Consider the following 23,532-nt stretch of genomic DNA (forward strand, 5'->3'; position numbering starts at 1 on the left):
TATAGGAGTTTCCTGGTTGTTGTGTAAGTTGGGTTTGCTATTTTGTGGTAATTAATCTGTTTACTAACTTACTAATCTTAAGTAACATGCTGTTGCAATCAGAAGCTGCGAGCGCGGCAAAAATTAGAACTTATTCATAAAAATTTAAAAAAGTAAGTTGGAGCAGTACCCCAGGGTAGCGTTATAAAACTAATTATTGATTTTTTAAATTTTATCAGCTAAGCCGGTATTTTAAGACCAGGTATTCAGATTTTATAAGTACAGAGCCGCACTACCAAAATACCATTATAAGAAATAATCTTCCGGAAACATAAATATGAGCGAATCTATGATATATTTGTTCATATGCGCTATTTCCTTGAAATTGCTTACGACGGCACTAATTATCACGGTTGGCAAATACAACCCAATGCTTTAACGGTGCAACAGGTACTCAACGACTGCCTTAGCACGGTTTTGCGCGAGACCATTGAAACAGTGGGTAGCGGCCGTACGGACACCGGCGTACACGCGGAGCAGCAGTTTGTACACCTGGATGTAACCGGGAAATTAGATAAAGAAGAGGCGTGTTATCGCTTTAACCGCATTTTACCCCACGATATCGCCGTTAAAAATGTTTACGAAGTAATGCCGGATGCGCACGCCCGTTTTGATGCAATAGCCCGAACCTATGAATACCGCATCAGCCTGGTTAATAATCCTTTTATTCACGCCTACAGCCATTTTTTGAGCCGGAAACCCGATGTAAATCTGATGAATGAGGCAGCGGCGGCTTTGCTAAGCTTCGAGGATTTTACTACTTTTTCCAAGGTAAAAGGCGAAACCAAACACTATCGCTGCCAGATTTTTCGGGCAGATTGGCAACTGCAGGCAGACCGGTTATTATTTACGATTCGGGCCAACCGGTTTTTGCGCGGCATGGTGCGGCTAGTAGTAGGTACTTTGTTAGATGTAGGCAATGGCAAGTTATCGGTAGCTGATTTCAAAACAACGGTGGCTAGTCAGAACCGACACCTGGCCAGTGCGGCCGCTCCGGCAGCCGGTTTGTTTTTAACGAAAGTAGAATATCCGCCAAATTATTTCGGGTTATAAGGGTTATTACTTTTACGTCTTTGCTCCGGTAAATTTACTTTGCGGCAAAATAAACATTCCTGACCTCGGTCGCGTTGTTACAGATATAATTAATTTTACAGCAGCTTGTTCTGGTAGCAATACTTTATTGCGCTGTACCGGCTTGCTTCAAACAATACCCTGCATTTTGGAATCAACTACAAATACTAAAATAGGGAAGGCCTTTGATTATAATACCCTGCGGCGTTTATACGCGTTCGTGAAGCCTTACCAGAAATTATTTTATTTTCTAATTTTTCTAACGGTAGCTTCAGCCTTACTAGCGGCCGTACGGCCTTTTTTAATTCAATACACCGTTGATGAGTACATTATGCTGGACAATTACCCTGGCTTAAACCGCATGTTTATTTGGCTGGCGGTTCTGCTGGTGGGGCACTCGGTGGTATCGTACCTGCATACTTATTTTGCCGGTTGGCTCGGGCAACACATTGTGCGCGACATTCGGGTGGTGCTATACCGCCATATTTTAAAATTACGCCTTAAATTTTACGATCGTACTCCGATTGGTACTCTTGTTACTCGTAATGTATCCGACGTGGAACAGTTGTCCGATGTTTTCAGCGAAGGCTTGGCTGCCATGATCGGCGATGTGCTCCAGTTAGTTTTTATTCTGGGTTACATGCTGTACATCGATTGGAAACTGACCCTGGTAAGTTTATCGATGTTTCCATTGCTTTTTGTGAGTACCTACATTTTTAAGGAAAAAATTAAATCGTCGTTTCAGGAAGTGCGTACCGCGGTGGCCAGCCTCAATGCTTTTGTACAGGAGCACATCACTGGTATGAGCATCGTACAGATTTTTAACAACGAGGCCCGCGAAATGGAAAAATTTGAAAAAATTAACCAGGAACATACCCGGGCGCAGATTAGGTCGGTATTGTATTACTCTATTTATTTTCCGGTGGCCGAGGTAATTGGTGCGGCTGGTACGGGTTTGCTGGTTTGGTATGGCGCCAAAGGCGTATTAAACCAAGATGTAACCCTGGGCGTGCTCATTGCCTTTATCATGTACATCGCCATGTTTTTCCGGCCCATCCGGCAAATTGCCGACCGTTTTAATACCTTGCAATTGGGGGTAGTAAGTACCGATCGTATTTTAAAATTACTCGACAGCAATGAACTGATCTCGGATACCGGGCATTACGCTCCCGCCAATCTTAAAGGCGATGTGCAGTTTGATCGGGTGTGGTTTGCCTATAACAACGACGAGTGGGTTTTACGCGATATTTCTTTTGAGGTAAAAGCCGGGCAAACGGTAGCTTTTGTGGGCGCCACCGGAGCCGGTAAAACGTCTATTATTAATTTACTAAGTCGGTTTTACGAAATAAACAAAGGAATAATTCGCGTCGATGGGCACGATTTAAAAGAGTACGATTTAAGTGTTTTGCGTCAGCACATTGGCGTAGTTTTGCAGGATGTGTTTTTATTTTCCGGTTCCATCGCCGATAACATCACCCTAGGAAATAAAGCTATTACTACCGAACAAATCTGGCAAGCTGCCGAACTGGTAGGAGCCGATAGATTTATTCAGCGTTTACCGGGCGGTTTAGATTATAAAGTAATGGAACGGGGCGCTACCTTATCCGTAGGGCAGCGGCAATTAATTTCGTTCGTGCGGGCCATGGTGTACGATCCTAAAATTATTATTCTGGACGAAGCTACTTCGTCGGTTGATTCCGAAACCGAAGAACTGATTCAATATGCCATTCAGCAGTTAATGCAGGGCCGGACGTCTATTGTAATTGCGCACCGGCTATCTACCATCCAGAAAGCCGATAAAATAATTGTAATGGATAGAGGTGAAATTAAGGAAGCCGGTACCCACGACGAACTCATGCAACACGAAGGCTATTATACGCAACTTTATAAGATGCAGTACAAAGAAGTAATTTAATAATAGTGCTGATTGGTGGAGTTAGTTCCTTAGCATTTGCTAGGGCTTATTTCTTACCTTTATCTTAAAATGTAAAATTACGGATCTGGTGAATAAAAAATTTCTGCTGATTATTTTTTTAATTTTAGCGATTGGCTTTGGCGTGTATGGTTATTTGGGTGGTTTTAACCAGGTGCAGGTTATTCGGACTACTTCTAAACCGGTGTTTGTTGCCGGCAAATATTTTGCCGGCAACATGCAAGATAAAGCCTTGGGTACTTATTTTCAGGAAGCCGCCAAATTAGTCGAAGATAAAAAGGTAGCCGGCTATTTAGGCAATATTTATTACAATAACCCGGAGGAAGCCCACGATAGCATTCAGGCGTTTATTGGCATTGTGGTGCCCGATTCAACGGTGCAATTACCGGCAGGTTACGAGTTGCGCCAATGGCCGGGGAGCCAGCCAGTGGTGCAGGCATCTATAAACGCTCATTTTTTTATTGCTCCCAATAAGCTTTACTCCAGTTTATTCGATTACGCCAACAACAATAAGGTAAATTTAAAAAAACGGTATTTAGAAGAATTTCCGGATAAACGCTACGGCCGCGTTCAGGCACAAGTAACAGAGTAGTTAACGGCTCAGATAAAAACTTGCCCCAATTTGCGAGCCATTCATAAAACGCGCCTCTATAAAACTATTGGTAGATTTATTGTTTTCATCTGGTTTGTAAACACCATGGTTATAAGATAAACCACCAATAGTCAGTTCCAAGCCCACCTTAGAAGATATAAAATAAGTTAATCCCGGAGCCAGATTGGCGTTGATGCCATAATAATCTTTTAATCTATAATTGTGGCTGTAAGTAGCGGAAGCTTGTCCAAAAAAAGCTAGTTCTGGTGTGGCAAAATGATAATACCTTACAAACGGGCCAGCCTCTAACGTTTGCGATTGTCCTTCTGAGATAATTCCCTGTTCTACATCCAAGCTGCGGGTTTTGTTATGCTGGTAATTAACTAATACGCCTAGAGCAAAATTATTCTTTAAAAAATAAGCTCCCCGAGGTCCCAGTTTAAATTTTTTATATTCAATTTGTTTATTGGGGTTATACAGCAAGTCTTCTTTCGAAGCGTCATTCTTGGCAAAACTTACCGTTCCGCCCAAAAGCAATGTGCCTTTATTTATCTGGCCAAAGCTGGTAAAGCAGCCGAATGTTAGCAGGAGAACTAAAAATCCAATTATTTTCATCAGACAGCTTAATTAACGACCCAAATAAAAATTAATACCCAAAAAGATGTTGCTGGCTTCAATGTTAGCTACAAATTGGTTCGAGGTATTCTCGTTGGAGTTGTTCGGGTCTTGAGAAAAATTCTTATTATCACTATGGTAGAAGCCTAAATTACCTACCGTCGTTTCAATACCAATTTTAGGAGTGGCAAAAAAAACAAACCCTGGAGCTACTCCGGCCCCAACAAAAGAGTATTTTTGATAGATAAAGTCATCGGTTTTTATTTGGCCTTTGGTATAGGAAGCGGTAAGTTGACCAAAAAAAGCTGCTCGCTCACCCAACATTTTGTAATAACGGCCAAATGGATTTATACCAAATGATTGTTGTTTGTTAACATAAGATTCATTCCCAGGAGTATTTTTAGATTTAGACCTAGATCCAAAGTAGTTAATGGCTAAACCTAAGGCTATATTATCAGAGATAAAGTAGCCAGCCTTTGGATTGAAGTTAAAGTTAGAACCAGAAGATTTGTAAACAATATCTGGCCCTTGGTTATACTTGCTAGTTCCTTTAGAGTAAGAACCACTTCCACCAACAAATGATGTACCTTTAGTAATCTGAGCCGAGCAGGTACCAATTACCACAAAAGAAAAAAGCAACAACAGGGTTATTTTCATACGTGTAAATTTTAAATTTTTTAAATTTTAGTTGTTGTGGAGGGCCTTTCCAACATTGGAACGTAGAATATATTTAATTAATATATTCAGATAAAAAATAATTTTGAGGAAACGCAAGCAACTGATTATTACTCCGCGATAAATAAATCCAAAGTAATTTGGTCGGCTAAAAGCTTGCCGGGGTTGGTTAAAATAAGGGTATGATCTTTTAACTGGGCTAAGCCTTTTTGTATAATTGTAGCCAAGTAATCGCCGTGCAATAACTGCAGATCAAAGCCATACCTAGCCTTTATTAAATTTAGATTGCATCCCCAAATAGTACGCAGAGTAGTCATCAAATATTCATTCGCCTGATCGGCCAGGCTTAAAACTTCAACGGTAGCGGGCAAGGTATTCTGGTTAATAGCAGCGAGGTATTGGGTATTATTAGCCACATTATACTGCCGCGACGAACCATTAAAAGAATGCGCACTCGGCCCAATACCTACATAAGGAACACCTTTCCAATAATTACTATTATGCCGCGATTCCCAGCCGGGTTTGCAAAAATTAGATATTTCGTACTGCTCATACCCGTTGGCCTGCATCTGGGCCAGTAAAATCTCGAATTGGGTAGCCACAAACTCATCTTCGCTGGGAGTAAACTTTCCTTTTTTAGTCCAGTTACCTAAGGCTGTTTTGGGCTCTATGGTTAAAGCATAACTCGATACATGCGGTACTTGTAAGGCAAATACTTGTTCTAAATCTTGCTCCCAGATAAGGTGATTATCAGCCGGAATACCATAAATTAAATCAACAGTAAGGTTGGTAAAACCAGCGTCCTGCGCCATTTTAACGGCTCTAAACGACTCAGCCGCCGAGTGCGCCCGGTTCATTAAACGCAAGTGCGGCTCGTGAAACGACTGCAGGCCAATACTTAAACGATTTACCGGCGTTTTTTTTAAATTTTGTAATTTGGCAGCAGTTAAATCGTCGGGGTTAGCTTCCAGGGTTATTTCGGCTTCCGGCGCAATTGTAAAATATTGGGTAAGGGTGTCAAAAATCTGAGCTAATTCTGCCTCGGTTAGGAGCGAAGGAGTACCGCCACCAAAGTAAATAGTTTGAATAATGTCCCTAGATAAATAATGCTGCTGTAAAACAATCTCGCGACAAATAGCCTGTATAATATCCAGCTTCCGGCGCATCGAAGTACTAAAATGGAAATCGCAGTAATGGCAAGCTTGTTTGCAAAACGGAATGTGAATATAAATACCAGCCAATTTTTAAAATTTTAAAAATAATGTAAGGTGTACTTGATTTTTGTTTGCTTCTTTAAAACAAATACAAGACCTATATTAGTTTGCTATTAAAGGAACAATCGTACAAATGTACGATGTTACTACAGCACCTGAATTTATAAAAGCGCACGTAGCTGCTTTCCATCAAGCAAATGTACAAAGCCGGAGCCTGCCTTTTCTACTTATTACTAATCAGCTTTACCGGGTGGGCCCAGCGCGAGGTAAATGTAAGTATCAACACCCCGATTGGCAAAGACCGGGAAGTATTGCGGAAATACGTTTATCCAGCGCGGTTTCCAGATTCGTTGGCGGCCCGCCAAGGTATGCGTAGTTTAATGCAACAACTGCAGCACGACGGTTATTTAACGGCATCCATCGATACTTTTTATTTTAAAACTGGCGTATTGTACAGTCAGTTTTTCATCGGCGAAAGGTACCAATGGGCCCGGCTGCGCAATGGCAATGTAGGTAACAGTTTACTCGCGCAAGCCGGATATAAAGAAAAGCTGTACACCGGCAAACCGTTTCTGCCAGCTGAATGGGCAAAGCTGCAAGAAGCTGTATTAACGCAAGCCGAAAATAATGGGTATCCGTTTGCCAGCGTCCGCTTAGATTCTATCGAAATACGAGATAATCAGATAGATGCCGCCGTGCTGGTGGAAAAAGGACCGCTTATTGTTTTCGATTCCTTACAGATTTCCGGCACTACTAAAACTTCCCGTCGATTTTTGAGCCGTTACCTGCAAATTTATCCCGGGCAGTTGTACGACCAGCAAAAAAATAAAAATATTACCAGGTTGCTCAAACAATTGCCCTACTTAGAAGTAACGCAGCCACCTTTATTGCAGTTTGGCCGGAATCAGGTGCGCCTATACTTATTTTTAAATGATAAAGAAGCGAATCAGTTTGATGGAATTGTGGGTTTCTTGCCCGACCCGCAAGGTAAAGAACAAAAGCTACTAGTTACCGGCGAATTAAATTTGGATATCCGCAATGTAAAGGGTAGTGGGAAAGCGCTGGGTTTGCACTGGCGAAAAGTGCAACGTGGCTCGCAACTATTAAACGCCAGTTATAGCCATCCTAACCTTTTTGGATCACCACTCGAACTAGGATTTACTTTTAACCTGTATAAGCAAGATACCGCTTTTATTACTTTAAAACCCCGGCTGCAGTTCGGTTTTAATACCTTTAAAGCCGGTAAAGTTACGCTATTCACCGAATTTCAAAATTCTAGATTGTTGCTTTCGCCTGTGGGTTTGCAGGAAAAGCGCGACTCCATCCCGATTGCCGACTTTACCTACAATGCTTATGGTTGGGAGTATCTTCGCCAAACACTCGATGATCTGTATTTTCCGCGGCAAGGCTACCAATTAGGCGGACAAATAGCGATTGGGAATAAAACTATTAAGCGTAATATAAGCCGAGAAGCTAGTTATTACGACACTATTCGCCTGAAAACAACCCAAGTTTCTATGAGCTTGCACGGGGAACATTATTTTAAATTAAATCGCACAAGTGTGGTATTAACCCGTTTACGGGGTGAAGCTTTGATTAACCCGCAATTGTTTTATAACGATTTATTTCGGCTGGGCGGCCTAACCACGCTCCGCGGTTTTCCGGAATACACTTTTTATGCTTCTAGGTATGCCATCGGCACCTTAGAATACCGGCTGTTTACCGGGCAGGATTCGTACGTTTTGCTTTTCTACGATCAGGGTTATTATCGCCGTAGCATTGGCAAAGACCGGGTGCAGGAATACCCCATTGGGTTGGGTACCGGCATTAGTTTTAGTACCGGAGCCGGTATATTTCAATTCATTTACTCCGTTGGGCAATCAAAAGCCTTAAATCAACCCATAGGTTTAAATTATTCCCGCATTCATTTTGGTTTAACCAGCCGATTTTAAAAATATAGCAATTAATTAGCTTGATGCTGAACTACTTATTGGCTTATTCCTGCTTAAATTAAGAATTATTTTGTTTTTTAATAGAAAGCCACTACTTTTGTATTACAAACAGTGCGGGATGGAGCAGTTGGTAGCTCGTTGGGCTCATAACCCAAAGGTCACAGGTTCGAGTCCTGTTCCCGCTACCCAGTAAAAGGGCTTTAGCATTTACTGCTAAAGCCCTTTTTATTTCGGAAGGGGCCAGTGTTTCAGAATTAAAAATCACTTTTTTAAATTTTAGGTAAGCAAGAAGTTAATATTGTTTAGAATAGGGGAGTTAATTTAAAAATTAAATTAACTCCACAACTGCTGATACAGCAAATTCTATAATCTCACTTGGAATTAACCCGAGGTGCTTTTTATTTTTACCTAACTCCTTCTACTGGTAAATCTAGCTACACCTTTTTACTAAATTATTCTTAATTCTTGCTGCTAAAGCTGTTCTGATGCTGGAATTTATACTCTTGCGGGGTTTTGTTGGTTGTGGCTTTGAATTGCTTATTAAAATTAGACAAATTATTAAAACCCGACTCGTAGCAAATCTGGGAAACCGTTAATTTCTCATCCAGCAAAAGTTTACAGGCATACCCCACCCGGATTTCGTTTAAAAACTGCACAAACGATTTTTGAGTAACCCGCTTAAAGTACCGGCAAAATGCCGCCGGGTTCATGCTGGCCACATCCGCAGCTTGCTCCAAAGAAATATTCTCCAAAAAATTATTCATAATAAAATTGTATACCTTATTAATACGGGCCGTATTGCTGGCCTGATAGGAATGAATAAAGCCCGGACTAGCTAGTAGTTCCAGTTCATCGGAATGAGCTATAATATTTAAAATTTGCATTAAAGCGATAACCCGCTCTCCGGCCGTAAGCCGGAATACCTTCTTCATTTTGCGCTGAACAATTTCTCCCGTCCGTCCGAAAATTCGAATACCTTGGGTAGCCGTGCGCAGTAAATTTTGAATGGGTTGCAGTTCCGGCAATTGAAAAAAATCCTTGCCCGCAAAATCTTCCAGAAAGAAAAAATTCATTAATTCCGCCTGTAGATCTTCCCGTTCCAGGTAATATTCTTTATCGTTGCGCCAAACGTGCGGCAAGTTAGAACCAACCAGTACTGTATCGCCATCCGAAAAAGCACCTACGTGGTCACCGATAAAACGGGTGCCGGTTCCTCTTATAATGGCGTTCAACTCCAATTCCTGGTGATAATGCCAGGTATCGTAAGTATGCGGCACCCGCGCATGTTGCATCTGAAAAGACTGTTCAAAGCTTTTGGTGTTCTTTTTTAAATAAAGCGGATGCATTTTTAAATTTTCTTCTTTATAGATGACCAGTCAACGACATTATACCTAAACTTTTCACTCCGCAATTTAAAATCCGATCATAGGACATAACCAGAAGCTCCCATGCGAATCTATTGTTATTATCCGGGCCAACTTCAACCTAAAATTTGCCATTAAAAATTATCCATGGTTTAAAGATGCAAAAATAGTATCAGTTCTGGCAAATTTTGATAAGGCGAAGCAGCATCAATTACTATAATTTTACTAAATACTTAGAAGAAATAGAAGCTTAAATTTAAAATTTATTAATGCTTCGGCTTATTCGCTTCCTGGCAATGCTGATAAAATACTTTTTTAAATTTTAATACACTATTTAAAATTTTATAGATAAGGCAATGATACAATCTTTATTCAGATACAGTTATTATAGGCTATTGGTGATAGTCTTTTTGCTCGGATGGAATTGCTTGCCCGCGTACTCGCAAAGCACGGCAATCTTGATTACCGGAAAAATATCGGACGAAAAAGGCGATGCCTTACCCGGAGTAACGGTTCTGTTAAAAGGTACTTCTATTGGTACTGCCTCAAACACCGAAGGTAAATACTCGATTAGTGTTCCTAACTCTAGTGGCGTACTGGTGTTTTCCTTTATTGGCAACTTAACCAAGGAAGTCTCTTTTAACGGCGCCGGCGTGCAGGATGTAACGCTGCAGGCCGATACGAAGGCTTTGGAAGAGGTAGTGGTAGTGGGCTACGGCGAGCAAGAGAAAAAAGATTTAACGGGAGCTATTAGTTCGGTAGCCGCCAAAGACATTCAGAAAATTCAGGTCTCCAGCGTGGACCAGGCTTTGCAGGGGCAAGTAGCCGGGGTGCAGATTTCCACTACTTCGGGCGCACCGGGGGGTAATGTAAACGTATTAATTCGGGGCGTTTCCTCCATTAACGGGGGCGTGCAGCCTTTGTTTGTGATTGATGGCTATCCGGTAAGTAATGTGGGCATTGGTAATCCTTTAAATACCATTAACCCCAACGATATTGAGTCGGTAGATGTATTGAAAGATGCTTCGGCTACGGCTATTTACGGATCGCGGGGTTCCAACGGTGTTATCATTATTACGACCAAGCGCGGTAAAACCGGGGCGTCTAAAATTGAACTCGACAGTTATATGGGTTTTCAGGAGGTAGGAAAAAAACTGGATTTGATGAATGCCCAGGAATTTGCCAGCATGGTAGTAGATGCCCGCAACGCCGGTTACCTCGATAATTTCCCAAACGGCAATATCAATGATGATAATACCAAAAGGTCCGGCGTTAACTTTGATATATCGGATAAATTTAAAAATCCGGCCGGTCTGCCCACCACCGATTGGCAAGATGCCATTTTCCGCCGGGCACCTATCCGGAATTACCAGCTTTCGGCTAGTGGTGGTACCGATGCTTTGCGGTACGCGGTTTCCGGGGGCTACTTCCAGCAGGAAGGTATTATTATTAATTCCGGGTTAAAACGCTATAACTTCCGGGCCAATCTGGATGGGCAGTTGACCAAAAAATTAGCTTTTGGCGTGAGTTTACTACCCAGCTACACGCAACTCCGCGAAGTGCCGGCCACCGGCCATTACGGAGCTTTAGGTTTAATTGCCTCGGCTACCGGTATGGACCCATCAGTGCCCGTGTATAACCCGGACGGCACTTACGGGAACACCATACCCCCCGTGGATGGCAATGCCGCTATTCAAAACCCGGTGAAAATTGCCAACGAGCTGCAAAATCCTTCTTCACAGTTCCGGATACTGAGCAATGCTTACCTGGAATATACCCTGGTGCCCAATTTAAAATTACGAACCTCGTTTGGCGTGGATTTAAATTATTTTAAATCCAACCTTTGGAATCCATCTACGCTTTCCTCGGCGGCCGCTACGGGTCCGGCTACGGCTCGCGCTTCTAACACCGAAAATACCAACTGGCTCACCGAAACCACTTTATCTTATAAAAAAGCTTTTGGGGAAAATCATTTGTTGAATTTTGTGGGTGGCTTTACGGCGCAAAGAGCTTATAACAACAGTGTAACCACAACGGCGGGTAACTTTCCGGACGACCTGATTACCAATATCAACGGGGGTATTATAAACGGCGGTAGCCAGAATATCGAGGTAAATAACCTGGTTTCTTTACTGGCCCGAGCTAACTATTCTTACCAGGACAAATACCTGCTTACCGCTACGGTGCGCAGCGACGGTTCTTCTAGGTTTGGCCGAAATAACCGCTGGGGTACTTTCCCCTCCGCTTCGGTGGGCTGGCGCATTTCCAACGAAGAATTTATGAAAAATATCCGGTTTATAAATGATTTAAAATTACGGGCCAGTTACGGGGTTACGGGTAATAACGCGATTGGTAATTACCGCGCTATAAGCTTGCTAAGCAGTAACAATTATGTGATCGGCGATGCGGTAGTGCCGGGTTTAGTTCCGGCTTCCTTATCCAACAATAATTTAAGTTGGGAATCGCAGAGTCAATTGGATATTGGCATAGACTTATCGGTAGCGAATGGGCGGGTAAACATTACCAGCGACTTTTACGACAAGCGCAACAAAGACATGCTCTTTAACATCCAGACGCCTTCGGCAACCGGCTTTACCAACGCGTTTGTAAACGTAGGCGAAGTACAAAACAAAGGCATCGAGCTGGGCATTAATACCCGCAACCTGGTGGGCGAGTTTGGCTGGAGTACTAATTTTAACATTACTTTTAACCAGAATAAAGTGCTGGCCATGAACGAAGAAACCGCCCGGATCTTTGGCAGCACTGCTCCCCGCGCGAACTCTAACGTAACCCAGGTAGGCGACGCCATCGGGGTATTTTACGGCCGGCGCGCCATTGGTATTTTTAACTCGGCCCAGGAGATAGTGGAAAGTGGTGCCCAACCAAACGCCAAACCCGGCGACATCCGGTGGAAAGACGTGAACCAGGACGGCAAAATTGACGACAACGACCGCGAAGTAATCGGCAATCCTAACCCGGACTTCTTTTTCGGCTTCAATAATTCTTTTTCTTACAAAGGCTTTTCCCTCGATATAACCACCAGTGGCATGTACGGCCAGGACGTGTATAATGCCATGTTTGCCGTTAATAATTCGGGAGTACAAAATAATTTAAAATTCATCGACGAAGCCCGGTGGCGTTCTCCCGAAAATCCGGGAAAAAGTCAGGATGGTAAAATGTTTGGCCGGGCTATCCGGGGCGGTTTAAACGGCAATACTTCGTACAGTTCGCTTTATATTTTCGATGCCTCGTACTGGCGAATCCGCAACGTAACGCTCGGGTATAATTTGCCCAGTGCCTTGTTGAAAAATTGGAAAATACAGAATGCCCGGGTTTACCTGGCGGTTAATAACCTGTACACCTTCACCGATTATATTGGCTACGACCCCGAAGTAGGGATTGCCGATAGTAACCAAACCGCTTTAGGCGTGGATTTCGGTACTTATCCGATTAACCGTTCCTTTACCATTGGTATCAACCTGGGCTTTTAGAATTTTAAAAAAATAACCCGATTATGAAAACCTTACTCGCCAAATATACCTTTTTCCCGAAATACAGCGTCTTTTTCTGCTTGTTGTTCTGGTGCAGCAGTTGCGAAGATTTCCTGAACGAAGTGCCCCAGACTACCCGCAGCGCCGAAAATTTTTACAAAACGGCAGCCGACTTTAACAATGCGGTAATCGGAGCTTACGGAAATTTTAAAAATCCGGGACTTTACGGTAATGGCGGTACCAACGCCAGTATGTTGTGGCTCACCGAAGTAACTTCCGATAATAGTACGCATGGCGCGACTAAAGCCGTTTCTAATTTATCGCAGTTTGAACTCGATGAATTTAATATTTCCCTTTCCAATACGGTAACTACTGCTGCCTGGACCGGGCATTACATCGGCATTGGTCAGGTAAATACCATTCTGGATCAATTGCCACTGGCTACTTTCGAAGAACCTTTAAAAGTTCGTTACGAAGGGGAAGCAAGATTTTTACGAGCTTTTTATTATTTCAATCTGGTTCGTTTGTTCGGCGATGTGCAATTAATTCAAAATAGCATCGATAATCCCTACGGAGCGAACGGAATACCCCGAACCAATGCGGCGGCGGTCTATGATTTAATCATTAGCGACCTGACCATAGCGGAAAACAACCTGCCTACTACCATTCCGGCGGCACAAGCAGGTCGTGCTTCCCGTTGGGCCGCTAAAGCTTTATTGGGTAAAGTATATCTTACCCGGAACCAACCCGAACTGGCCGCAACCAAACTGAACGAAGTGATTGCTTCGGGTCAGTTTGATTTATCTACCGGTTATGCGGCTACCTTTAGCCCGGCTACTTCTTTCGCCAACAATAAAGATGTGATATTGGCGGTGCAGTATAAAACCGGTTTAGTGGGGCAGGGCAGCGCCCTTTGGTCCGATCTGATTCCCTGGGGGGTACCGGGTGTTTTATTCGGTACCACTGGTTCGGGCGGCGGCTTTATGCAACCCACCGCTGACTTGGAAAATGCTTACGAGCCCGGCGATTTACGCAAAGATGCCTCCCTGCAAGCGACTTACCTGGGCGCCAATGGTACACCGGTAAATGTGCGCCACGTCGTGAAATACAAACAGACTGGTCCCCAATCCGGAGATGCCGACTCGGACTTTCCGCTCTTGCGCTACGCCGACGTGCTCTTAATGTACGCCGAAGCCCTGAATGCCCAAGGACAAACTGCGGCCGCCGAACCTTATCTGAATCAGGTGCGGGCTCGGGCCGGTCTGCCGGAAAAAACCGGGTTGCGCCAAGCGGATTTTGCCTTAGCCCTGGAACAGGAACGGCGGGTAGAACTAGCATTCGAAGGTCATCGTTGGTTTGATTTAGTCCGGACGGATCGCTACGTAGAAGTAATGACCGCTAAGGGTTATCCGGTAAAGGAGTTTCATCGCTATTTTCCGGTTCCGCAACGCGAAACCGATTTGAATAGTCAACTCACCCAAAATCCTGGTTATTAGAATTCGAGCTATGAAATTGCTGCTGCTTGCCCTGGTATTTCTATGCGCTGGTTTCACCGGAATCAATCTCCAGTCGGAAAGGGAAAATCTTGCTCAAAAGGCCAGCAGGCAAAAGTGGTTAGGGGAGCATCGCAAACAATTAAGTTTAAAACTTTCCCGGATAGAAGTAGTTGATTCAATTTTTTCCGGAAGAGTAAAGAAAGTAAGTTCCGGGCGGGTTATTCATCGTTTTTTTGATACTTCGCCTATGAGTCCTTCGGGTAAATATCTGGCTTTATTTCGATTTCCTGCGGAAAATAAATCGCCGAAGCCAGGCGATGCCGGAGAAGTGATTTTGGTAGACCTGAAATCCGGAAAAGAGCGGGTGGTAGCGCAGTCGCGTGGTTGGGAAATGCAGTTAGGCGCTAATGTGCAATGGGGCAGTTCCGACAAAGAACTATATTTTAACGATGTAGATACCACCAACTGGAAAGCTTTTGCGGTACAGCTAAACCCGCTTACCGGCCAAGCCAAACGAATGAGCAATACGGTTTTTATGGTATCGAACAATGGGAAATACCTGGCCTCTTACAACTTAATAGCCTCGCGGTTGGCGCAGGTAGGCTACGGCGTGGTACTGCCGGATAATCTAACGAAGCGCAACATTGGCCCGGTAGAATCGGATGGTTTGGATGTAACTACCGTTGCTACAAATAAAACCAAAAGGCTGGTTACTATCCGGCAAATCTACGAACAATCGGTACCCAGTATAAAAATTCCGAATCCGGAGGAATATGAATATTACCTTTTCCAGGTAAAATGGAATCCGCAGGGCACCCGGCTATTAACTACTATCCAATGGTCGCCGGTAAAAGGCGGTGGCCGACGCCGGGCAGTGATTACCATGCGGGCGGATGGCAGCGATATACGGACAGCGATCACTCCGGAGCAATGGGCAAAAGGCGGACATCATGTAAACTGGATGCCCGACGGCGAACATATTTCGATGAACCTGAACGTAGACGACAAACCCGGTTTAGAATTTATCACGGCCAAATACGACGGTTCCGACCTGAAAGTAGCTTTTACCTCGGGCTCCGGTCATCCCTCTTACCACCCGGCGGGCTTGCCATTGGTTATTACGGATGCTTACCCCGATGAACCGATTGCCCCGGGAAAGGGCATCTCCCCCATACGTTTGTTACATACCAGTACTGGCCAGGAAAAAGAAATTTTTAAAATTTTTGTTTCCGACACACAAGGCGAATTTCGCATTGACCCGCATCCGGCCTGGGATCGCTCCGGTCGCTATGTGATATTTAACGGCTATGAAGGCAATACCCGCAATGTTTTTATTGCTGATTTAAATGATATAGTGATTAATTATTCTAAAAATAATCTGGTGAAGAAAAAAGGTGATTAATGGCTGCAAATGATAAATTTTAAAAAAGCTTGAGAGAAAAGAATAGAAAAGAAAAGTCCTTCTTGGAAGTAAAAGTAGTTGAATTTTTAAAATAAGTTGCTGGCGCGAGCGTCCTCGCTCGTGTCTATTATCGGGTAGGCCTCTGGCCGGGCGAACCGATATACATTAGTTATCAGCAATTAGCCATTTACACCAGCCAGAGGCCGGACGATAATTCTCACGAGCGAAGACGCTCGCAATAGCAGTAATTAAGAATATAAGTTTTATAAACAGCTTACCCAACTATAAATTATGCTAGCATTATTAACGATTGCCACGCTGCTTTTACAAATGTTATTTACATCCGGACCCGAAAAACCAACAGAGGCCTTGGTGCCAGCTGACTGGAAAGAGGTAGGCCAGTTAAAAGCCCGGTCCGCGAAAGAAATTAAAAATTCTACCTGGAGCATTGGGGGCGAAACTCTGGACCGGGATTATACCGATTATCAAGCCTACAAAAAATATTTAGGTCCGTTGGGTGCTACCCGCATCCGGTTGCAGGGCGGCTGGGCCAAATGCGAAAAAGTAAAAGGCCAATACGATTTTGCCTGGTTAGATGCCGTGGTAGACGATGCCCTGAGCCAAGGCATTAAACCCTGGATTCAAACTTCTTATGGCAATTCCATTTACGAAGGCGGGGGCGAAGCGGCTTTGGCCGGTGGCATCCCGACTTCCGAAGTAGCTCTAAAAGCCTGGGATGCCTGGGTAGCTGCCTTGGTGAAACATTTTAACGGCCGGGTTACGGAATGGGAAATCTGGAACGAACCTGATTTAAGCAAGAAATTTACGGCCAGCCAATTTGCCCGTTTTCACGAAAGAACCGCCGGTATCATCCGTCAGGAACAACCCAAAGCCCGGATTATAGGTCTGGCCCTGTGCTGCACGAACTGGAACGAATACGCCGATACGGTATTAACGCACTTAAGTAAGGTAAACAAGAAAAATTTAATGGATGTGGTCACTTTTCACGGCTATGCCTTGCGCCCCGAAGACACCTACAAACGCGTAGAGGAACTGCAGAAAGTATTTGCCAAACACGGTATGCAGGTAGAGTACATGCAAGGCGAAAACGGAGCGCCTTCCACGCCCAAAGCCATTACCATTGGCGCCATGCGGGAACGCGACTGGACGGAGCTTACCCAGGTAAAATGGGACTTACGCCGCATGCTCGGCGACCATGGCCGGGGCATCTCTACCAATTTGTTTACCATCAGCGATATCCATTACGCTGCCGGCGACCACATGGAAGGGGTTAATTCCAAAGGTTTGCTTAAAACGAATCCCGATAAAACCATTGAGCGGCCCAAAATAGCTTACCAAGCGGCTCAGAATATATTCTCGCTCTTCGATAACCAACTGGAACGCCTCCCGGAAACTAAATTAAAAGTAAATCAGGAAAACATTACCACGTTCGGGTACGAGCATACATCAGGCAAAGGAATAGTAGTAACCCTTTGGGCCGACGAAGCTACTCCCGCCGAAACGTATACGCCTAAAACAACCACTCTTACCCTTACCGGTACATTTAAATCTCCGGTTTTTATTGATTTAATTTCGGGTAAGGTGTATGGCATTCCGAAGAATGACTGGAAAAAAGAAGGCAGCACCTACACATTTACCAATATTCCGGTACCCGATTACCCGGTCGCTATTGCCGAAAAATCGATCCTTACCTTAACTAAATGATTGCTGTATTTTATGAAATTTTTTAAAAAAACGGATTGTAGGAACGTGCCGCGGCACGTTCCTACAGGGAAGAAGGAGAGCTTAGAGAAGCCTTTAAGCCCCTCGATGGCGCGAAATTTACTTCCATTTCTCCACATATAAGCAAGGAAAAAGCAGCTACTACCAGGAGAGACCGGGCAAGGCACGGAAGTAACTTCCGCGCCATAGTGGAGCCCCAACTACCGGAGTTAAAAGTGTAAAACAAGTAGTTGAATTAATTGGAGGGTCAGGAAGAAAAGCCGTCGCTACCAGTAAACGACATCAGTTTGGCTCAGGAGGGCCTTCTACGGTTACGGTGCCGAGGCACTGTGAGGAATGAACAAAGAGAGCTTAGACCAGCCCGGAAGAGCCAGACGGGGGCCTGCCGGCCAGGAGGCAAACTTGAAAGTAGCTAGTTAGATAGCACCATAGTCTGGAGACGGGAACCAGCTCCATAGATAAGCTTTCAAAGCACATAATTTAAGTTAAGCCAGAATTATAAATTCTATTAAAAAAGTCCGCCAATAGTAAGTTATATTTTATGAAGGATTCGCTGCAATTGTTAGATTACTCGGCCATTGGTATTTACATGGTTTTAATGGGAACCATTGGGTTGTTTCTGGGCCGTTATGTCAAAAATATTAACGATTATTTTGTCGGCGATAATTCTATTCCGCCATTGGGCGGGGCCATCAGCAATTTTATGTCGCTGTTTAGTACGTTTGTGTTTGTGGCGTACGCCGGCATTGCTTACGAATACGGTGTAGTTGCCATTCTGGTATTGTGGAGTTCGGTGCCGCCAGCTTTAATAGCGGCTAAATATTTTGCCCATCGCTGGCGGCGAGCCGGTTTAATTACGCCGGTACAATTTCTGGAAGCCCGTTTTAATGCGCCCGTGCGGCAAATATTATCGTGGGGCGGTATTGGTTTTAAAATTCTGGATAGTTTAGTAAGGCTTTACTCGATTGGTCTTTTTATTGCGGCCGCTACCCCGCTTTCCTTAGAAACAGCTATTCTGGTATCGGGCCTGATTGTGGTGCTGTACACGGTGCTTGGTGGTATTTGGGCGGTAGTGGTAACGGATGCCGTGCAGTTTGTGATTCTGATATTTTCTACGCTGATACTATTGCCACTTTCCATTAAAGCAGTGGGCGGACTGGATAACCTGGCGCTCACCATTCCGGCGCACTTTAACCTTTTTAACGGACCCAAAGGAACGCCTTTGTTTTTACTGGGGTATTACGTTATGGTGCTGATTAAATACAACGGTAACTGGGCTTTTATTCAGCGTTTCTATAGCGTGCGCGACGAGGCAGCCGGCGTAAAAATGGGCTTAATTACGGCCGTTTTCTTTTTTGTTTTTCCGGTAGTTTTCCTGATTCCGGCGATAGCGGCCCGTAGCTATATTCCGGATTTAGCAGACAAAGAAATGGCCTATGTAAGCATGTGTTTGCGGTTGTTGCCCGAAGGAATTATGGGCGTTATGATTGCCGCCATGTTTGCCGCGACTATGTCGGCTTTGAGCGCTACGTATAATGTAGTGGCCGGCGTACTCACCGAAGATATTTATAAACGTTTAATTTCTCCGTATGCCTTAGGTCGAAATTTATTGCTGGTAGCCCGTGGCTCTACGCTCCTGATTGGTATTCTGGTAACTTTCGGGGCTTTGTACATTGGCAATTTTGGCGGAGCTTTCGAAGCGAACAAACTTTTTACCGGACTTTTTGCTATTCCCATGGCCATTCCGTTGCTCATGGGCATTTTATACCGCCAACCCAAACCCTGGGGCGCCCTGGTAACCATTGTGGCAGGTATTGCGATAGGCTTAATTTTAAACCAGGATAAAAGCATTTCCTGGGAAGCCGCTACGCTGCTGCAAATAGCTATCTGCATTCTCATCATGGTTATTTCGGGTCTGGTACCCAGTAAAGATCCGGCATACGAATTACGGGTAAATCACTTCTTTAAACGCCTGGCTACTCCTATTTCGGCTGCCGAAAAACCAATCGTAAATGAGGCTTTTATGCGGTCTTTGAAATATTTGTTTGCCATTGCCATGAGCACCACGGCCGTCTTATTTTTAACCATGAGTTTACCTTCTATTGCCCAGCTAAGCGGGCAACTAAGCTTTGGGGCCGGAATTATTTGCTTGCTCGGAGCCGCCATTTTATGGGTACAAGCCAAAACAACGGATAAAAACAAAATACCGGTATTACCTAAGCCGGAAACCATGACTTACCAGGAAAACTAATCAACGCAGAACCAGTCAAAAATTTAAAAATTTTAAGTACGCCAACGAAATTAGTGAAGAGCATGATTAGTAATATACTGATTACCAAATATTTATTAACGCAATAACGAACGACGTACAACTACCGAGGGGCATGTATAACAAAGAAGATACTTTAATTACTTACGCTGCCAGGACCATGGCCAAACTACCTACTTCCGGTAGCTTCCTAACGCCCGAATTTTTGTTAGAAAATAAAACGGCATCCTGGCTTTACCACGAAGTAGCGGCCGGTTTACCGATCATTGATTATCATAATCACTTAAACCCGCATCATCTGGCAGAAAACCAAAATTTTAAAAATCTTACTCAACTCTGGATTACCCACGATCCCTACAAGCACCGGGCTATGCGCATCAACGGCATCCCGGAAAAGTACATTACCGGACAATCTACGGATAAAGAAAAATTTTTTAAATGGGCCGAAACGCTGCCAAATACGTTAGGTAATCCTTTGTACCACTGGTCCGGTCTGGAACTTAAAACGGTGTTGGGGATAGACAAACTGCTAAACCCCGATACCGCCGAAGAAGTCTGGAATACCGGCAACGAACAACTGAAAAGTACAGAATTTGGCACTTTAGCAATTTTAAAAAAATTTAATGCTGAATTCACCTGTACTTCCGACGATTTACTCGATGATGTAACATTACACCAGGTGGCAACCTGTAAAGCCGATGGCTTGACTATTCTACCATCGCTGCGCGCCGATAGTATCGGGAACGTCGGGCAGCCTGCTTTCACGAACTGGGTTAATAAACTGGCAATTAGATGTAACTCCGAGATCAATTCCTTGCAAACTTACCAGGATGCAGTTCGGATGCGGCTGGCTGCTTTTGACACTGCGGGTTGTTTATTAGCCGACCATGCCCTGAATGCCGGCTTTTGTTTTAAACTTCCCACCGTTGCGAAAGCAGAAGATTTATTTCAAAAAGTATTACGGGGTAATAACTTAAACTCGGAAGAAAAAGTGCTGCTGCAATCTTACTTACTGGTTTTTCTGGGGCAAGAATACCGGCAGCGGGGTTGGGCTATGCAATTGCACATCGGGGCGCAACGCGCTACTAGTACCCGTCTGCGCAAATTGGCTGGTCCGGCTGGCGGCTACGCTACTATTGGCAAATCTGTAGATATTAGTAGCCTTTGTGGCTTTTTAGATGCATTAGATAGCCATAACAACTTGCCCAAAGTTATTTTATACACCCTCAATCCTGCTGATAACGATGCGTTGGCGGCTTTAACCGGTTCTTTTTCGGAGGATGGGGTAAAAGCTAAAGTGCAATTTGGGCCGGCCTGGTGGTACAACGACCATTTAACCGGCATCGAAAACCAATTAATTTCCATGGCCAGCTACGGTTTGCTCCCGCATTTTATCGGCATGACCACCGATTCCCGGAGTGTGCTTTCTTTTACCCGGCACCACTATTTTCGAAGAATACTTTGCAACCTAATAGGCCAATGGGCCGAAACCGGGCGCATACCGGCCGATAAATCTATCCTGGAAGAACTTATCCGCAATATATCTTATCACAACGCAAAAAACTGGCTTATAAAAACGAAGTAATGACAAGCAAAAATTTAAAAAATAAGGTGGCGGCGGTTACTGGTGCCGGGGGTACGCTTTGTTCCGAAATGGCCCTTTCGCTGGCGGAGCAAGGTGTAAAAGTAGCGCTCATTGGCCGGGATTTAAACAAACTATTGCCCGTAGAAGAACAGATCAGGTCAGCGGGTGGTACGGCCATATCGGTTAGTGCCGATGTATCCAACCAGCAAAAAGTAGCAGAAGCCCAAGCAAAAATTAAAAAAGAACTAGGCATTTGTGAGATCTTAATCAATGGCGCTGGCGGGAATCAATCGGATGCCATTACCACCATTAACGAATTTGAAGAACAGGAACTGGATAACAGCGATGCGGAATTTCGGGGTTTTTTCAATCTGGATATGCAGAAGTTCCAAAGTGTGATTCAGGTAAATACCATGGGAACGGTAATCCCCAGCTTTGTTTTCGGCCAAGACATGGCGCGTACCAAGCACGGCTGCATCATCAATATTGCTTCCATGAACAGCTTCCGGCCGCTTTCCCGAGTGGCGGCTTACGGCATTGCCAAAGCGGGCATTGCCAATTTTACCCAATGGCTGGCCGCTTACCTGGCACCCGCCAACATCCGGGTGAATGCCATTGCGCCGGGCTTTTTTTTAAATGAGCGCAGTAAAAAACTTTTATTAACCCCAGAAGGCTACAGTAGCCGCGGAAGTAACATTATGCAGCATACGCCCATGCGCCGTTTTGGCGAAGCTACCGAATTAATTGGCTGCATGAACTGGCTCATTAACGACGAGGCCGCGGGTTTTGTAACCGGCACCGTAATTCCCATCGATGGTGGTTTTCTGGCCTCCTCGGGAGTGTAATGGATATAAGTAGCAAGTATCAGGACACCGATATCAAGATGTAAGTATCAGGACACAAGTATCAGGATGTAAGTATCAGGACACAGGTATCAGGACACAGGTATTAAGATGAAAGAATTATAACCGGTATACTCTGCCTCGGCCTGTGTCTTCACAGACCGAAAGAAAGGCTTCAATTAATACTATTTTAAAAAAATCGAGAAGGCAAAGACTGGGGATTCAGCTTGCTAGATGATAAAAAATTTAAAAAATAAGCGCAAACATTCGATCTCTAGCCTGTAGGAGGTGCTTATTTCGTTTCGGAACTAACAAGTTTCCTGCTGAATAATAGGCCTTAACTACACTATTAAAAATTGTGTCTTGCCAATAAAGTGTTAGAGTTTCCAAGATTTATACTTCAACTAAAAAATAAGAAAATGAGTGTCGATCAATATAAAAAAGAAGTGGGCATGATGAACCTGGAAAAGCTGATAGAGAGCCGCGAAGGTATTTCTATTAAAATTTTCCCGGTATCGGATGCTGAATTATTAAGCCGCTTTGAGCAATTGTATACCGGTGCCGTAAACGATGTATTGCGCGAGTTCTGCCTACTCAACCAGGCCTTGCCTAACCGCATTATGCCGCTGCGCGAGTACCGTACCGTTGCCGGTTTTGCCTTTACGGTAAAGAGTGCCCCTAATGCCAAAGTAAGCGGCGAAATGGAATTCCGGACCCAAATGTTGGATGCCATGCACGAAAACGCTTTCATTCTGTGGGACACCAGCAAAGACGAAAAAGCTACTTTATGGGGCGGCGTAATGACCGCTACGGCCAAAGGCTTAAAAGTAAAAGCCGCCTGCATTGATGGTGGTATCCGGGACACCCACCAGATATTAGAAGCTGATTTCCCGGTGTTCTATAAGTACCGCACCTCTAACGGTAGCCTGGGCCGTTGCCTAATTACGCATTACCAAATACCCCTGCAAATAGACGATGTTACGATTAAACCCGGAGATATTTTATTAGGCGATATCGATGGCGTGTTAGTAGTGCCGCGCGATATTGCTTACGAGGTACTGGTGCGCGCCGAAGAAATTAAAGAAAACGAAAAGAAGATATTTAGTTGGGTACACGAAGGCCAAAGCATCCACCAGATAACCGAGCAAGGCGGCTATTTTTAAAAATCTGTTGAATTGCTGAATTGCTGATTTACTAGATTGATTCTGAATATAAAATTCTATTTCAACTTTACAACCTTCCAACTTTT

16 protein-coding genes and 1 tRNA gene are annotated in these 23,532 nt (G+C 44.2%); 13 read left to right on the forward strand and 4 right to left on the reverse strand.

Features of this window, described 5'->3' with window-relative positions:
* The first annotated feature begins 345 nt into the window (after nucleotides 1–345).
* From truA to AHMF7616_RS00780, 3 genes are all read left to right on the forward strand, one after another.
* Entirely contained in the window at nucleotides 346–1,092 is a 747-nt protein-coding gene (truA, locus tag AHMF7616_RS00770) for a tRNA pseudouridine(38-40) synthase TruA (protein ID WP_115371157.1), read from the forward strand.
* 166 nt (nucleotides 1,093–1,258) lie between these two features.
* Nucleotides 1,259–3,025, forward strand: coding sequence for an ABC transporter ATP-binding protein (locus tag AHMF7616_RS00775; protein WP_199474037.1), 1,767 nt, complete (start codon nucleotides 1,259–1,261; stop codon nucleotides 3,023–3,025).
* Between the two features lie 88 nt (nucleotides 3,026–3,113).
* On the forward strand, nucleotides 3,114–3,635 hold the full coding sequence (locus AHMF7616_RS00780) for a hypothetical protein (protein WP_115371158.1): 522 nt from the start codon (nucleotides 3,114–3,116) through the stop codon (nucleotides 3,633–3,635).
* Here AHMF7616_RS00780 and AHMF7616_RS00785 read toward each other — a convergent pair whose 3' ends face one another.
* The 3 genes from AHMF7616_RS00785 to hemW form a co-directional block, all read right to left on the reverse strand.
* Nucleotides 3,636–4,250 (reverse strand): hypothetical protein, encoded by a 615-nt coding sequence (locus AHMF7616_RS00785; RefSeq protein ID WP_115371159.1) that lies wholly within the window; start codon nucleotides 4,248–4,250, stop codon nucleotides 3,636–3,638.
* 12 nt (nucleotides 4,251–4,262) lie between these two features.
* Nucleotides 4,263–4,907 (reverse strand): DUF3575 domain-containing protein, encoded by a 645-nt coding sequence (locus tag AHMF7616_RS00790; protein WP_115371160.1) that lies wholly within the window; start codon nucleotides 4,905–4,907, stop codon nucleotides 4,263–4,265.
* A gap of 128 nt (nucleotides 4,908–5,035) precedes the next feature.
* Nucleotides 5,036–6,166, reverse strand: a complete 1,131-nt coding sequence (gene hemW / locus AHMF7616_RS00795; RefSeq protein ID WP_115371161.1) for a radical SAM family heme chaperone HemW — start codon at nucleotides 6,164–6,166, stop codon at nucleotides 5,036–5,038.
* A gap of 170 nt (nucleotides 6,167–6,336) precedes the next feature.
* Here hemW and AHMF7616_RS00800 point away from each other — a divergent pair, with 170 nt between their 5' ends.
* Nucleotides 6,337–8,091 carry a BamA/TamA family outer membrane protein gene (locus AHMF7616_RS00800; RefSeq protein ID WP_115371162.1) on the forward strand — a complete coding sequence of 585 codons (1,755 nt, stop codon included), beginning with the start codon at nucleotides 6,337–6,339 and terminating at the stop codon, nucleotides 8,089–8,091.
* Nucleotides 8,092–8,203: 112 nt separating this feature from the next.
* Nucleotides 8,204–8,280, forward strand: a tRNA-Met gene (locus AHMF7616_RS00805).
* A 269-nt stretch (nucleotides 8,281–8,549) separates the two neighbouring features.
* On the opposite strand, the gene AHMF7616_RS00810 is transcribed toward AHMF7616_RS00805, so the two are convergent.
* Complete coding sequence (locus AHMF7616_RS00810) at nucleotides 8,550–9,437, reverse strand: AraC family transcriptional regulator (RefSeq protein ID WP_115371163.1); 888 nt, start codon at nucleotides 9,435–9,437, stop codon at nucleotides 8,550–8,552.
* A 476-nt stretch (nucleotides 9,438–9,913) separates the two neighbouring features.
* Here AHMF7616_RS00810 and AHMF7616_RS00815 point away from each other — a divergent pair, with 476 nt between their 5' ends.
* The 8 genes from AHMF7616_RS00815 (at nucleotide 9,914) to AHMF7616_RS00850 (ending at nucleotide 23,446) form a co-directional block, all read left to right on the forward strand.
* Entirely contained in the window at nucleotides 9,914–12,946 is a 3,033-nt protein-coding gene (locus tag AHMF7616_RS00815; RefSeq protein WP_233507226.1) for a SusC/RagA family TonB-linked outer membrane protein, read from the forward strand.
* Nucleotides 12,947–12,969: 23 nt separating this feature from the next.
* Nucleotides 12,970–14,442 (forward strand): RagB/SusD family nutrient uptake outer membrane protein, encoded by a 1,473-nt coding sequence (locus tag AHMF7616_RS00820; protein ID WP_115371165.1) that lies wholly within the window; start codon nucleotides 12,970–12,972, stop codon nucleotides 14,440–14,442.
* A 10-nt stretch (nucleotides 14,443–14,452) separates the two neighbouring features.
* Nucleotides 14,453–15,844, forward strand: a complete 1,392-nt coding sequence (locus AHMF7616_RS00825) for a hypothetical protein (RefSeq protein WP_199474039.1) — start codon at nucleotides 14,453–14,455, stop codon at nucleotides 15,842–15,844.
* Between the two features lie 291 nt (nucleotides 15,845–16,135).
* Nucleotides 16,136–17,569, forward strand: coding sequence for a GH39 family glycosyl hydrolase (locus AHMF7616_RS00830; protein ID WP_115371166.1), 1,434 nt, complete (start codon nucleotides 16,136–16,138; stop codon nucleotides 17,567–17,569).
* A gap of 559 nt (nucleotides 17,570–18,128) precedes the next feature.
* A complete protein-coding gene (locus AHMF7616_RS00835) occupies nucleotides 18,129–19,838 on the forward strand; it encodes a sodium:solute symporter family transporter (protein WP_115371167.1) in 1,710 nt (569 codons plus the stop codon).
* 133 nt (nucleotides 19,839–19,971) lie between these two features.
* A complete protein-coding gene (gene uxaC / locus AHMF7616_RS00840; RefSeq protein WP_233507227.1) occupies nucleotides 19,972–21,441 on the forward strand; it encodes a glucuronate isomerase in 1,470 nt (489 codons plus the stop codon).
* Entirely contained in the window at nucleotides 21,441–22,286 is an 846-nt protein-coding gene (locus AHMF7616_RS00845; RefSeq protein WP_115371168.1) for an SDR family NAD(P)-dependent oxidoreductase, read from the forward strand. The genes uxaC and AHMF7616_RS00845 overlap by 1 nt, the downstream gene beginning before the upstream one ends.
* A 416-nt stretch (nucleotides 22,287–22,702) precedes the next feature.
* Nucleotides 22,703–23,446, forward strand: coding sequence for an RraA family protein (locus AHMF7616_RS00850; protein WP_115371169.1), 744 nt, complete (start codon nucleotides 22,703–22,705; stop codon nucleotides 23,444–23,446).
* Nucleotides 23,447–23,532 lie beyond the last annotated feature (86 nt).

The sequence above is a fragment of the Adhaeribacter pallidiroseus genome (assembly GCF_003340495.1).
GTDB classification, from domain to species: domain Bacteria; phylum Bacteroidota; class Bacteroidia; order Cytophagales; family Hymenobacteraceae; genus Adhaeribacter; species Adhaeribacter pallidiroseus.